This window comes from Streptomyces sp. NBC_00989 (assembly GCF_045162655.1).
Taxonomy (GTDB): Bacteria; Actinomycetota; Actinomycetes; order Streptomycetales; family Streptomycetaceae; genus Streptomyces.
On the sequence record NZ_CP108728.1, the window covers coordinates 6,398,545 to 6,410,066 of the forward strand.

The following is an 11,522-nucleotide window of genomic DNA, read 5'->3' on the forward strand; positions in this document are numbered from 1 at the left end:
TGCCGGCGGGCACCGGGTGCGCGGACGATGACTCCCCGCGCCTTCGCCCGGGGCACCCGCGCGAGGACGGCGACCTCTTCCGCCCCCGGCCGAGGACAACCCCGCGCACCTACGGCGACCACCCACATCCCCTTGCCCCCACCCCGCCCCGCCGTACACCCCCGATGCGCGGGCCGACGTGAGCCCCGACCTGCGCTACGGTCGTTCCGGCGGGGTATCCAACGCACCCGCCCCGGAGGGGACTTCGTGGGTATCGAGAGCGACCAGGTCGTCTACGAGTATCTGAGCCGCGTCGGTGACGTGGCGCAGCAACGGCAGCTGCCCTCGGTCACGCGCATGCGGCTCGTGTCCGAGCTGCGCAACGAGATCGACCGACGGCGTGCCGGGTCCACCGTCGACACCCCGGCCGCCGTCCAGCGCATCCTCAAGGTGCTCGGCAGCCCGGACGAGGTCGTCGCCGCGGCCGGCACCGGCGCCGGCGTCCCCCAGGCACCGACCGCCTCCGTCCCCGTACAGCGGGACCACGAGGACGATCTACGGCCCAAGGGCCTGCGCCGGGTCGTACCGCTCCCGCGTACCCGCCTCACCAAGTCCGCGCCCGAACCGGCGTCCCCGCCCGACAACTCCGCCTCCTCACCGCACCTCGCGAGCGCGTCCGACCTCGGCGCGAGCGTCATGCAGCCCGACTGGTGGCGGGTGGAGAACGGCAACGGGTTCGCGCTCGGCGACAGCGTGCCCGGGTTCACCGGCGGGGTCGAGATCCCCGAACTCCTCAAGCCCCCGCCGCCGAAGGAACCGCTGAAGGAGACCCCGAAGGAGACGGCGAAGGCACCGGAGCAGGTGGCCGCACCGGTGATCGAGCAGGCGCCGGAGATCCCGGCCCGCCGGCGCCGCATGGTCCCGCGGCTCCCGGCGGGCCGCTGGTCCAACCCTCTCCTCCTGATCGCCGCCGCGCTGCTCGTCGTGGGCGCCGTACTCGGCAACTGGTTTGCGCTGCTGCTCGGTTGGCTCATCGCGTACGCGTCCCGGCGACTGTCCGACGCCGAGACGAAGTGGGCGGTGATCGGCCTCCCGACGGCGGCCGTCGCGGCGGGAGTCGTCTGGCTGTGGGGCAGGAACACCGGCCGCTGGGGCACCCACATCGCGCAGGGTCACATGAGCGACGCGATCGCCGGGACCTGGCCGTGGGTGGTGCGCGGGGCTGCGGTGGCGTCGGCGCTGTACCTGGTGTGGCGGTCGCAGCGGCTGCGGTAGGGCGCTCGCGAGACCGGTGGGCCCGGTGGGATTGTCGTAGCGACTGGGCACAATGGCCCATATGACCTCGCGCGCCCAGAACAGTGATCAGCCAACCGCCCCTCCCGCCCTGACCGTCGGCTTCGACCTCGACATGACCCTCATCGACTCCCGGCCCGGTATCCACGCCTGCTATGTGGCGCTGGCGGAGCGGACCGGGACGTACGTCGACGCCGATCTGGCGGTCACCCGGCTCGGGCCGCCGCTCGCGGACGAGTTGATCAACTGGTTCCCGGCGGACGAGGTGCCCGCCATGGCGGACCTGTACCGCGAGATGTACCCGTCGATCGCCATCACCGCGACCCTCGCGATGCCCGGCGCCCCCGAGGCGATCGCGGCCGTGCGGGCGGCCGGTGGGCGTGCGGTCGTCGTCACCGCGAAGTACGAGCCCAACGCGAAGCTGCACCTCACGCATCTCGGCATCGACGCCGACGCCGTGATCGGCAACCTGTGGGCCGAGCAGAAGGCGGAGGCACTGCGCGAGGAGGGCGCGAGCGTCTACGTCGGCGACCACGTCGGAGACGTGCGCGGCGCCCGCACCGCCGAAGCGCTCGCGGTCGCGGTGGCGACCGGCCCGTGCGACCCCGACGAACTGCGGGCGGCCGGGGCGGACGTCGTGCTCGGCGATCTCACCGAGTTCCCACGATGGCTTTCGGACTACCTTTCGGCACGCGCCTGACGGCGTCCCGCGGCGACGGACTGGAGCACGCCCGCGGCGGCGAGCAGGAATCCGACGCCCATGAGCATGCTCAAGAGGTACATGTACGTCGGAAAAGGCGTCGTGTGGAGCAACAGCGGTACCACGGTGACGAGTGTGGCCACCGCACCGATGAAAAAGACGATGGCACCGGCACGGATCAGTCGGTCACCGGCCGCGGCGGAATTCGTTTGGGTTTTGTCGCGCACTGGACCAGGGTAGTTCCCTGCGCAAAGGAACAACCCGGCGACGTCTTGTCACCGGCCTGAAGACCATTAGCCTTGGTACCGGCGGGTCCCGACGACCCGCCGGTCTGCTATCCGAAGCAGTTTTCCGACGAGTACGAGGACGAGGACAGACGTGCCTACCGGCAAGGTCAAGTGGTTCAACAGCGAGAAGGGCTTCGGCTTTCTCTCCCGTGACGACGGCGGTGACGTCTTCGTCCATTCCTCGGTTCTGCCCGCCGGAGTTGATGCCCTGAAGCCCGGACAGCGCGTGGAGTTCGGGGTCGTCGCCGGTCAGCGCGGCGACCAGGCCCTCTCGGTGACCCTGCTCGACCCGACCCCGTCGGTCGCGGCGGCCCAACGCAAGAAGCCGGACGAACTGGCCTCCATCGTCCAGGACTTGACGACCCTCCTCGAGAACATCACCCCGATGCTGGAACGCGGCCGCTATCCCGACAAGCCCGCGGGCGCGAAGATCGCGGGCCTGCTGCGCGCGGTCGCCGACCAGCTGGACGTGTAGAAGTCCGGGAGATTCAGCGGAACTTGAGGGTCCAGGAGAACCGGGAACCTAGGGAAATTCGAGCGAGTCAGGGCCGAGGGGCGGCACCAGCCCCTCGGCCGCCGCACGCGTGAGCAGACCCCGGATCGCCGCGTACCCGTCGTCCCCCAGGTCCGCCGTGAACTCGTTGACGTACAGGCCGATGTGCTGGTCGGCGACGGACGGGTCCATCTCCTGGGCGTGGTCCATGACGTACGGGCGGGAGGCCTCGGGGTCGTCCCAGGCGGCGCGGACCGACGTACGGATGGAGTCGGCGAGCAGGTTCAACCGCTCGGCGCCCAGCGACCGCTTCGCGATGATCGCGCCCAGCGGGATCGGCAACCCGGTCGTGGCCTCCCAGTGCTCGCCCATGTCCGCGAGCTTGTGCAGGCCGTAGTTCTGGTACGTGAAGCGCGCCTCGTGGATGACGAGCCCCGCGTCGACCTTCCCGTCCCGCACGGCCGGCATGATCTCGTGGAACGGCATGACGACGATCTCGCCGACCCCGCCCGGAATCGTGTCCGCCGCCCAGAGCCGGAAGAGCAGATACGCCGTCGAGCGCTCGCTCGGCACGGCGACCGTGCGCCCCGTCAGATCGCCCGGCCCCCGGGTGAGGACCAGCGGCCCGCACCCCCGGCCCAGCGCACCCCCGCAGGGCAGCAGCGCGTACTCGTCGAGGACGTAAGGCAGCACGGCGTACGACACCTTCAGGACGTCCAACTCACCGCGTTCGGCCATGCCGTTGGTGATGTCGATGTCCGCGAAGGTCACGTCGAGCGCGGGCGCGCCCGGCACCCGGCCGTGCGCCCAGGCGTCGAAGACGAACGTGTCGTTCGGGCAGGGGGAGAAGGCGATCTGTAGGGGCTCAGTCGAAGGGGTCATGCCTGTTCCAACTCTCCAGTACGGGCGCGCACTTCCCGAACCCCTCCGTCAGGGCCGCGAGCGCGTCGCCGATGCGCCAGGCGGCGCGGTCGCGCGGGCCGACGGGGTTGGAGACCGCGCGCAGTTCCAGGACGGGGATGCCGTGTGCGGCGGCGGCCTCGGCGACCCCGAAGCCCTCCATCGCCTCCGCGAGGGCGCGGGGGTGGCGGGCGCGAAGTTCCGTGGCGCGGGCGGCAGTTCCGGTCACCGTGGAGACGGTGAGTACGGCTCCGGTGCGGGCGCCGGTCGCGGCCGCGAGATCCCGTACGAGTGCACTCGGCGGACGGTGGGTGACGGCGCCGAAGCCGAGTTCGGTGACCGGCAGGAAGCCGTCGGGGGTCTCGGCGCCCAGGTCGGCGACGGTGATCTCGTCGGCGATCACGAGGGAGCCGACGGGCGCCTCGGGCTGGAAGCCGCCGGCGATCCCGGCGGAGACGACGAGGTCGTAGGAGGCACCGGCGAGGGCGGTGGCCGTGGCGGCGGCGGCAGCGGCGGGACCCACCCCGGCGGCGATCACGTCACAGGTGAAGCCCATGGAAGGTGTGAACGCCCGTGCCACCGCGTCCCGTTCGGCCGGGACGGCGGTGGCGACGAGGATGTGCGGGGCGTTCGTGGTCAGGAGTCCTTCTTGAACTTGAAGGACCACAGGCCCTTGACCGTCTTGTCGCCCTCCTTGATGGAGACGACGGTCGAGTTGCCGGTCGCCCCGTACTGGGTGTTGAAGAACACGCTGCCGGGGATCGTGCGGTACGTCTTCTTGCTGGAGTCGGTCAGCGGCTGACCGTTCATCAGGATCGTCCAGCCGTTCTCGGCGATCTTCGGGTCGACACCGAAACGCACGGTGTCGTCCGGGTCCACCGAGATCGACGTCGAGGCCTTCAGGCACTTCGCCAGGTCCGCGGTCTTCACCGCGTCGCCGTCGTTGTAGCAGGTGGCCTCGGTGTGGACCGAGTTCCTCCCGACGGTGATCGTCGAGACCGGCGTCGGCTTGTCGCACGCCGACAGGACGAGCAGTCCGGCGGAAACGGCGCCGGCGGCGGCGACGGCGCGGCGGCGTCGCACAGCGGATTGCATGGTCATGGGGCGAAGGTTATCGGGCCCGTCCAGTCCTCCCCCCACGTGGGGTGCGGCGCGGCGGGCCGGGTGGTGCGGGTTAGGCCACTCGCGGGCGTCCGCCGGTCCCGTGACGTGCCGAGGCGAGCAGCCCGCGCAGGGTGGTCAGCCAGCCCAGGGCGATGACTCCGGCGGCGAGGGTGAAGCCGAGGGCGCCGTTCAGCGGCATGACGATGCCGATCGCGCCGCCGAGCACCCAGGCCATCTGGAGCATCGTCTCGGACCGCGCGAACGCCGAGGTGCGCACCAGCTCGGGCACGTCCCGCTGGATCAGCGCGTCCAGGGACAGCTTGGCCAGCGCCTGGCAGAACCCGGCCGTGGCCGCGAGACAGGCCACCAGGACGGCGCCGAAGAAGATCGCGGCGGTGATGGCCGCGCCCAGGACCAGCGCGACGACCGTCACGATGATGAGTTCCGGGGCCCGTTGCCGCAGCCAGGACCCGACCGCCGTGCCGAGCGCGTTGCCCACGCCCGCCGAGACGGCGACGATGCCCAGCGACACGGCCGCGCTCTGCCCGGTCATCGGGTGCTCGCGCAGCAGGAACGCGAGGAAGAAGGTCAGGAAGCCGGAGAGCCAGCGCAGCGCCGCGTTGGCGCCGAGCGCGTGGGTGACGGCGATGCCGACCGTGCGCAGCCCCGGACGCTTGACCTCCTTGGGATGCGGGCCGTGCAGATGGTCCTCGTCCGCCGCGAGCAGCGCCGTGTCCTCGCCCTTGGCCGAGTCGACCTTGGGGTCCAGGGAGAACGACAGGACCGTACCGGCGACGAAGATCACGAAGGCGCCGTAGAGCGGCCAGGGGTCGCCGATGGCGTGCAGGCCGCCCGCGATCGGGGCGGCCACGCCGGTGGCGAGGAGCCCGGCGAGGGTGACTCTGGAGTTGGCCTTGACCAGGGAGATGCGGGGTGGCAGCAGCCGGGGCACCACGGCGCTTCTGACGACGCCGTACGCCTTCGAGGCGACCAGAGCGCCAAGGGCGGCCGGATACAGCTCCAGGCTGCCGCTGGCGACCGCGCCGGAGATGATCAGCGCGAGGAGGGCGCGGGCCAGCATCGCGGCGGCCATGGCGGCGCGCCGCCCGTGCGGGAGTTTGTCGAGGAGGGGCCCGATCACCGGCGCCAGGACGGTGAACGGAGCCATGGTGATCGCGAGATAAAGAGCGACCCGCCCCCGCGCCTCATCGGTCGGGACGGAAAAGAAGACCGTCGAGGCGAGGGCGACGGTGATCATGACGTCGCCGGCGCCGTTCACCGCGTGCAGTTCGATGAGCTTGCCGAGGCCCGACTCGCCCGCGCCGTGCGCGTGGGTCGCCTTGCGGATGCCGCGGGCGGTACCGGTGACGGGGAAGTGCAGGGCACGACCCATCGCGCGGACGGAACCGCTCACCCGGCCCGAACCGCCACCTCGGATGTTCCCCTTCGTGCCACCGATCCCGGTGGCACCTTGGGGCGACCTCGCGGCTGCCACCCCGTCATAGTGCCCCGAGAACGGCGCGAGTAGTGCGGTTACCGCACGTATGGAGGCGTACAGGGGTGGATTCAGTGCCCTTGCACAGGTCTCGGTACGACCGCCGCACAGGTCTCGGTATGGCCGCCGCACAGCGCCCGAGGGACCGTCGGTGTGGGCGCATGGCGCGGGAGAAGGTAGCGTGCGTAGCGCGCCGTGGCGATTGTTCTCGGCCGCGCGCCTCTCGGCCATCCCGCAGAATGGATGGCGTAGGCGTGCCCGAGCGCGATCGGGCGCGGACGTCGACGCGGCCCTCCACCAGTGCCTCCAAGGGCCTGGTACATGTCTTTCAGCCGCTCCGTCCGCTCCCTTCGCCACAACAGGCGCACCCGTGAGACGGCGTAGGAGAGAAGCGATACCTGTGAGCGCAGCGACCACGCGAAGCCGCACCCCCGACCGCCTGTGTGCCGAGGCCGTCGACCTCGCCCGTGCCGCAGCCGAGGAGGCCGCCGCGCCCGGCGTGGTCGGCGAGCATGCCGGCTTCGAATCCGAGGGCGACCGTGTGGTCACGCACTTCTTCGAATGCAAGGAGTTCGGCTACCGGGGCTGGCGCTGGGCGGTGACGGTCGCGAGGGCGTCCCGCGCGAAGCTGGTCACCCTGGACGAGGTCGTCCTCCTCCCCGGCCCCGACTCCCTCCTCGCCCCCGAATGGGTCCCGTGGAGCGAGCGCCTCCGCCCCGGCGACATGGGCCCCGGCGACCTGCTCCCCACGGACGCCGAGGACCTGCGCCTGGAGCCCGGCTACACGGGCGAGGACGAGCCCCCGCCGAACTCCGCGGTCTCCGAGGCGATGGCGGAACTGGTCGAGGCGGAGGACGCGGAGGTGACGGCCGGGGTGCCCGCGGCGCTCCCGTTCGCGCCGACGCGCGGCTCGATCGCCTCGGTGGCGGAGGAACTGGGCATCCGCCGCGCCCGGGTCCTCTCCCGCTACGGCCTCCACGTCGCCGCCGACCGCTGGGAGGACGGCTTCGGCCCGAAGACCCCGATGGCCCAGGCGGCCCCCGCGGCCTGCGTCAGCTGCGGCTTCCTGGTCGCGATCGGCGGCTCCCTGGGCCAGGCGTTCGGCGTCTGCGCGAACGAGTTCTCCCCGGCGGACGGCCACGTCGTGTCCTTGGCCTACGGCTGCGGTGGCCACTCGGAAGCGGCGATCATGCCCAAACCGCCCCAGCCGCCGCCGCACGTGATCGACGAGACGATGGTCGACCCGTTCCCGCTGCGACCGGCGCCGGACTCGGGGTCGGTCTCGGTGGGGGCGGACGAGGAAACGGCGGAGTTGGGGCACTCGTAGCAGCCGCGGCGGGCGCGGCGAAGGTGGCTCAGAAGCCCAGATACGTGATCTGGACGACGTAGACCCGCTCGCTGCGCACGACGACCTGGTACGTGAACATTCCGCCGGGGACGACGATGTCGCTGCCCTTCGGGTCGATCCCCGCGTGGGCCCGGCCGTGGACGTGGAGAGCCTCGGCGGCCCTGACCAGTTCAGCGGCCTTGCGTTCCACGGCGGCGAGGAAATCGGCGGGAGCGGTGCGGGCGGCCTCTTCGGCGCCGAAGGCGTACTCCCATTTCCAGCTCACCCGCGAACAGCCTTCATGGCTTCGTCGAGGACCGCGCTCAGTTCCCCGAGAGCTTCCCGCGCGACGGCCGGATCCTCGTGCTCCAGGTTGCTCTCCGCGCGGGCGTAGCGGGTCGACAGATCGGGGCGGCGGGCGATCTCGATCTCCCTGGCCCAGATCAGGACCCAACTCTGCACTGGGCTGAGGGACTGCCACTCGACTGCCTTGGCGAAGGCGTCGTCCTTCATGGCCTGCATCTCGTCCAGCCGACCCGGCGCGACGACGGCAAGGGCGGCACGCAGGGCATCGGGCGTCAGCTCGGGGCGGGGGATCAGCTCGTGCCCGTGGTCGGCCTGAGTGCTCATGGTGTCCTCCAGTGGGTGCCCCGGCCAGAGTATCGAGCCCGGATGCAGCGAACAGGACAGAACGGTCTCAGGCGGCGGCGACCGGAGTACGGCAGTCATGGCAGTGTCCCGGGGTCGGTGAGCGGAAGGCGCGGTCGCAGCCTTCGCAGTTCTGGAGCGGATGCCGTACGGCTGGTGGCGGGGCCGGGGCGCGGAACGGTGGCGGGGCCGGGAGCCGGGCCGTCAGACGGTGGGCCAGGAGGGCTGCGGGTTGGCGGAGGTGGTCGGGCGGCAGGTCCGTGGTCAGCGCGTGGCGTACGGCCGTGGGGACCACGTCCCGCTTCAGCCACGCGGCGACTCCCTGCGCGAGGTGGGCGGTGTCGCAGGCCGACAGGAGCAGGCGGGGGTCGTGACGCCGGAGGCCCGTGAGGAGGTCCGTAGCCTGCTGGATGAGCGCGGGGGAGGGGTGGGCCGGGCGCGGTACGGGAGGCAGCGCCTTGCGGGGTGTGTGCTTCTTCGGCTGCTTCAGTGCTGCCGGGGCATGGCTGTCCCTACGGCCGCTGCCGGGCTGGTTGCACGAGATCGTGCGGGTGATGATGCGGCCGTCGGGGACCCGGTGCCGTTCGCGACGCAGGTAGCCGTGGGTCTCCAACTCCCGTAGCGCGGCGGCGATTCGGGTCGTGCCCTCCGGGAAACGGGCCGCGAGCGACTTGATGTCGACGCGGGCCCCTGCCGGGAGGGACTGGATGTGGACGCCGAGTCCGATCGCGAGCCCCGACAACTCCGGGTGCTGGGCGAGGTGGTTGCCGATCACCGTGAAGCGGGCGGTGTGGCGGGCGTTGTCGTGCGTGAGTCCAACGCCGGAGTGCCCTGAACGGGGGTGCCGCTGGTTCGGGTGTTTGTCGGCGGCGTGCCGGGACTGGGCGCGCGGGGGCGCGGTAATGTCGCGTGTATCCATCGGGAAGCTCTTATCTTCCTTGGTGGTCAGGCCCTCGCCTTGGGATTGCCGTCCCGGCGAGGGCCGTCGTATGTCTGGAGTTGTTTCTGATGTGCCGAGTTGGTGTCGCGCTGAGCGTAGATCACGCAACCTGCCCGGAATCCAGCCCAGTTGATGATGTTCACCCGGATGGGTGAATCGCGAGCCTCGCTGCCGGGAGGGTGGGGTGGGGCTTGGTGGAGGTTCTTTCACCGTCGTGGTTCTTGGGGAAAGGCGCCCCTTGCACCGGAGTTCGGGTTTCCGGGGTTCGGTGCGCGGTCCAGTACCAGTTCGGCCCAGACCGTCTTGCGGGGGCGCGGTCCCGGGTCCCAGCCCCAGCGGTCGGCGAGCGCCTCGACGATCAGCAGACCCCGGCCCGACTCCCCGTCCTGCGTGGGGTCTTGGGGGAGCGGCGGACGGTCACCCCGGGTGTCGGAGACCTCGATGCGCAGGATGCCGGCGACGACGTAGAGGGTGAGTCTGAAATCCCGGCCCGGTACGCGACTGTGCGTGGCCGCGTTGGTGGCGAGGTCGGCGACGATCTGGCGGGCCGGGTCCAACGGGATCGCCCAGGACCGGAGTTGTTCGGTGGCCAGGAGACGGGCGAGGCGGGCGCCGCGTCGGGTGGGGGACAACTGCACCGTGAAGTTACGCACGGGGTTGTCGAGTTGGGGTTCGGGCTGGGCTTCGGGCTGGGCTTCGGAGGCGGCGGTTTCTTGGATCACGTCACTCAGCGTGGCCGCGCGTGCTTACCGTGAACAGTGACATGGCCGTTGCGTACGGTGACTGTCCAGGCGTTGTCCGGTCGTGTCCAGGCTGTCGGGACGGGTCGCGCGGGTAGGGGCGTCGCGGCACGGTCGTACGGATCAGGAGGGGTGCGGGATGAGCGAACCGGAGCGGGTCAACGGCGAGGCGGATGAGCCGGGTTGGGAGGTGGACCCGGACGACGAGTGGGGGTTGGCGGTCCTCGCGACGGTGGGGCGGCAACTGAAGCTGCGGCGCGAGGCGGTGGGGATGCGGGTCCCGGAGTTCGCGGTGGCGGCCGGGTACGGAGAGGACCTGGTCTACAAGGTCGAGGGTGGGAAGCGGATCCCCCGGCCCGAGTATCTGGACAAGGCGGAGGAGGTGTTGCGGGCGGATGGGCTCATCTCGGCGATGAAGGAGGACGTCGAGAAGGTCCGGTACCCGAAGAAGGTGCGGGCGCTGGCCAAACTGGAGGCACGGGCAGTGGAGATCGGGGTGTACGAGTCCAGCAACATTCCCGGCCTGCTACAGACTCCCGAACACGCCCGAGCCCTACTGGAGTCATGGCAACCAGCCTATTCACCGGAGGACTTGGAAAGTCGAGTGGCCGCTCGCATCGCCCGGCAGAGCGTCTTCGATCGGTCACCTGCGCCCGCGCTCGGCTTCGTACTGGAAGAGGCAACGCTCCGCCGCAAGGTTGGAGGCACAATGGTGCGGCGACAGCAGTTCGAACGTCTGCTGGAGGTGGGGCGGTTGAACAACGTCACGCTTCAGGTGATGCCGATGGACAGCGCGGCCCATCCCGGCATGAGCGGCAGGATCGAAGTGCTGAAGTTTGAGGACGGCACGGCGGTGGGGCGTTCCGATGGTGCGTTCAATGGTCGTCCGACCTCAATTCCGAAGCAGCTTCGCATCCTTGAGCTGCGGTATGGCACCATCCGGGCGCAGGCCCTCCCGCCACGGGAGTCGCTGGCGTTCATCGAGCAACTGCTGGGAGAGACATGATCCGCGAGCCCGAACTGGCCTGGTTTAAGAGCAGCTACAGCAGCGGTCCCGATGGCGACTCGTGTGTTGAGATCGCCACCGTCCCCGGCACCGTCCACGTTCGTGACTCCAAGACCGTCGAGGGCCCTCGGTTCACCGTCACCCCGGCCGCGTGGACGGGTTTCGTGCACCAGCTGGGAGAGGTGTGACGGCACCTGAACTGACCTGGCCGACTTAGTCCCCACCCCCGACACTCACCCTCAAAAGGTGTGACACCTCCCGCCGAAGTGGCCTGGACGGAGTTCGTCACGCGTCGGTGAACGGGTCGCCCAGGACGCCGGCCAGGCGGATGAGTCCCGGGCCGTCTTCGTCGGGCGTCACCGCCGCGTAGACCGTGTAGGTCCAGGCCCGCTCCGCCGCGTATCGGGGCGCCCAGGTGAGGACTTCGTCGACGTCGACCTCGCCCAGGACCTCGTACTCGTACGCCGTCACCGCCGCCACGTCCCAGAAGTAGACGCGGTAACGGGCATGGTCCTGCTCCCACGCGGTGTCACGGGGATCGATGCCGCGAATGTCCATGAAGCGAGCTTAGGGACACGAACGCATCCATCCCGCCCCCGCGCCCTTCCGC

General features: G+C 70.6%; 16 protein-coding genes. 6 read left to right on the forward strand and 10 right to left on the reverse strand.

Annotated features, from left to right (window positions below; genetic code table 11):
- The first annotated feature begins 246 nt into the window (after positions 1 to 246).
- On the forward strand, positions 247 to 1,254 hold the full coding sequence (locus OG714_RS28450; protein WP_406125162.1) for a hypothetical protein: 1,008 nt from the start codon (positions 247 to 249) through the stop codon (positions 1,252 to 1,254).
- 52 nt (positions 1,255 to 1,306) lie between these two features.
- Positions 1,307 to 1,972: an HAD family hydrolase gene (locus OG714_RS28455; RefSeq protein WP_406125164.1), complete on the forward strand. Its 666-nt coding sequence runs from the start codon at positions 1,307 to 1,309 to the stop codon at positions 1,970 to 1,972.
- On the opposite strand, the gene OG714_RS28460 is transcribed toward OG714_RS28455, so the two are convergent.
- Complete coding sequence (locus OG714_RS28460; protein WP_406125166.1) at positions 1,951 to 2,199, reverse strand: hypothetical protein; 249 nt, start codon at positions 2,197 to 2,199, stop codon at positions 1,951 to 1,953. The two genes, OG714_RS28455 and OG714_RS28460, sit on opposite strands and share 22 nt — an antisense overlap.
- Before the next feature lie 151 nt (positions 2,200 to 2,350).
- Here OG714_RS28460 and OG714_RS28465 point away from each other — a divergent pair, with 151 nt between their 5' ends.
- A complete protein-coding gene (locus OG714_RS28465) occupies positions 2,351 to 2,734 on the forward strand; it encodes a cold-shock protein (protein WP_019057239.1) in 384 nt (127 codons plus the stop codon).
- 48 nt (positions 2,735 to 2,782) lie between these two features.
- Here OG714_RS28465 and OG714_RS28470 read toward each other — a convergent pair whose 3' ends face one another.
- The 4 genes from OG714_RS28470 to OG714_RS28485 all read right to left on the reverse strand — a co-directional run bounded on the left by OG714_RS28470 (position 2,783) and on the right by OG714_RS28485 (position 6,251).
- Entirely contained in the window at positions 2,783 to 3,634 is an 852-nt protein-coding gene (locus OG714_RS28470) for a 1,4-dihydroxy-6-naphthoate synthase (RefSeq protein ID WP_406125167.1), read from the reverse strand.
- Positions 3,618 to 4,319, reverse strand: a complete 702-nt coding sequence (locus OG714_RS28475) for a futalosine hydrolase (protein WP_406125169.1) — start codon at positions 4,317 to 4,319, stop codon at positions 3,618 to 3,620. The genes OG714_RS28470 and OG714_RS28475 overlap by 17 nt, the downstream gene beginning before the upstream one ends.
- The gene (locus tag OG714_RS28480; RefSeq protein ID WP_406125171.1) at positions 4,289 to 4,753 is read right to left on the reverse strand and encodes a DUF2771 domain-containing protein; all 465 of its coding nucleotides are present in this window, start codon (positions 4,751 to 4,753) and stop codon (positions 4,289 to 4,291) included. The genes OG714_RS28475 and OG714_RS28480 overlap by 31 nt, the downstream gene beginning before the upstream one ends.
- A gap of 73 nt (positions 4,754 to 4,826) precedes the next feature.
- A complete protein-coding gene (locus OG714_RS28485) occupies positions 4,827 to 6,251 on the reverse strand; it encodes an MFS transporter (RefSeq protein WP_406125173.1) in 1,425 nt (474 codons plus the stop codon).
- A gap of 400 nt (positions 6,252 to 6,651) precedes the next feature.
- Between OG714_RS28485 and OG714_RS28490 the strand changes: the two genes are divergently transcribed.
- Positions 6,652 to 7,578: a DUF3027 domain-containing protein gene (locus tag OG714_RS28490; protein ID WP_406125174.1), complete on the forward strand. Its 927-nt coding sequence runs from the start codon at positions 6,652 to 6,654 to the stop codon at positions 7,576 to 7,578.
- A gap of 28 nt (positions 7,579 to 7,606) precedes the next feature.
- Here the strand turns inward: OG714_RS28490 and OG714_RS28495 are convergent, their stop codons facing one another.
- From OG714_RS28495 to OG714_RS28510, 4 genes are all read right to left on the reverse strand, one after another.
- Positions 7,607 to 7,864, reverse strand: coding sequence for a hypothetical protein (locus tag OG714_RS28495; RefSeq protein WP_366496792.1), 258 nt, complete (start codon positions 7,862 to 7,864; stop codon positions 7,607 to 7,609).
- Positions 7,861 to 8,208 carry a hypothetical protein gene (locus OG714_RS28500; protein WP_406125176.1) on the reverse strand — a complete coding sequence of 116 codons (348 nt, stop codon included), beginning with the start codon at positions 8,206 to 8,208 and terminating at the stop codon, positions 7,861 to 7,863. The genes OG714_RS28495 and OG714_RS28500 overlap by 4 nt, the downstream gene beginning before the upstream one ends.
- Before the next feature lie 67 nt (positions 8,209 to 8,275).
- The gene (locus OG714_RS28505) at positions 8,276 to 9,145 is read right to left on the reverse strand and encodes a helix-turn-helix domain-containing protein (protein ID WP_406125177.1); all 870 of its coding nucleotides are present in this window, start codon (positions 9,143 to 9,145) and stop codon (positions 8,276 to 8,278) included.
- A gap of 227 nt (positions 9,146 to 9,372) precedes the next feature.
- The gene (locus tag OG714_RS28510) at positions 9,373 to 9,888 is read right to left on the reverse strand and encodes an ATP-binding protein (RefSeq protein ID WP_406125179.1); all 516 of its coding nucleotides are present in this window, start codon (positions 9,886 to 9,888) and stop codon (positions 9,373 to 9,375) included.
- Between the two features lie 157 nt (positions 9,889 to 10,045).
- On the opposite strand from OG714_RS28510, the gene OG714_RS28515 reads away from it, so the two are divergent.
- Entirely contained in the window at positions 10,046 to 10,912 is an 867-nt protein-coding gene (locus OG714_RS28515) for a helix-turn-helix domain-containing protein (RefSeq protein WP_406125181.1), read from the forward strand.
- The gene (locus OG714_RS28520) at positions 10,909 to 11,100 is read left to right on the forward strand and encodes a DUF397 domain-containing protein (RefSeq protein ID WP_406125183.1); all 192 of its coding nucleotides are present in this window, start codon (positions 10,909 to 10,911) and stop codon (positions 11,098 to 11,100) included. Before OG714_RS28515 ends, OG714_RS28520 begins: the two co-directional genes overlap by 4 nt.
- Before the next feature lie 97 nt (positions 11,101 to 11,197).
- Here OG714_RS28520 and OG714_RS28525 read toward each other — a convergent pair whose 3' ends face one another.
- Entirely contained in the window at positions 11,198 to 11,470 is a 273-nt protein-coding gene (locus OG714_RS28525) for a hypothetical protein (RefSeq protein ID WP_406125184.1), read from the reverse strand.
- Positions 11,471 to 11,522 lie beyond the last annotated feature (52 nt).

Excerpts from the sequence above, each read along its gene's own strand:
- OG714_RS28455 (WP_406125164.1), top strand. The coding sequence starts at position 1,307 with ATGGCCCATATGACCTCGCGCGCCCAGAACAGTGATCAGCCAACCGCC.
- OG714_RS28470 (WP_406125167.1), bottom strand. The coding sequence starts at position 3,634 with ATGACCCCTTCGACTGAGCCCCTACAGATCGCCTTCTCCCCCTGCCCG.
- OG714_RS28480 (WP_406125171.1), bottom strand. The coding sequence starts at position 4,753 with ATGACCATGCAATCCGCTGTGCGACGCCGCCGCGCCGTCGCCGCCGCC.
- OG714_RS28500 (WP_406125176.1), bottom strand. The coding sequence starts at position 8,208 with ATGAGCACTCAGGCCGACCACGGGCACGAGCTGATCCCCCGCCCCGAG.
- OG714_RS28505 (WP_406125177.1), bottom strand. The coding sequence starts at position 9,145 with ATGGATACACGCGACATTACCGCGCCCCCGCGCGCCCAGTCCCGGCAC.
- OG714_RS28515 (WP_406125181.1), top strand. The coding sequence starts at position 10,046 with ATGAGCGAACCGGAGCGGGTCAACGGCGAGGCGGATGAGCCGGGTTGG.
- OG714_RS28520 (WP_406125183.1), top strand. The coding sequence starts at position 10,909 with ATGATCCGCGAGCCCGAACTGGCCTGGTTTAAGAGCAGCTACAGCAGC.
- OG714_RS28525 (WP_406125184.1), bottom strand. The coding sequence starts at position 11,470 with ATGGACATTCGCGGCATCGATCCCCGTGACACCGCGTGGGAGCAGGAC.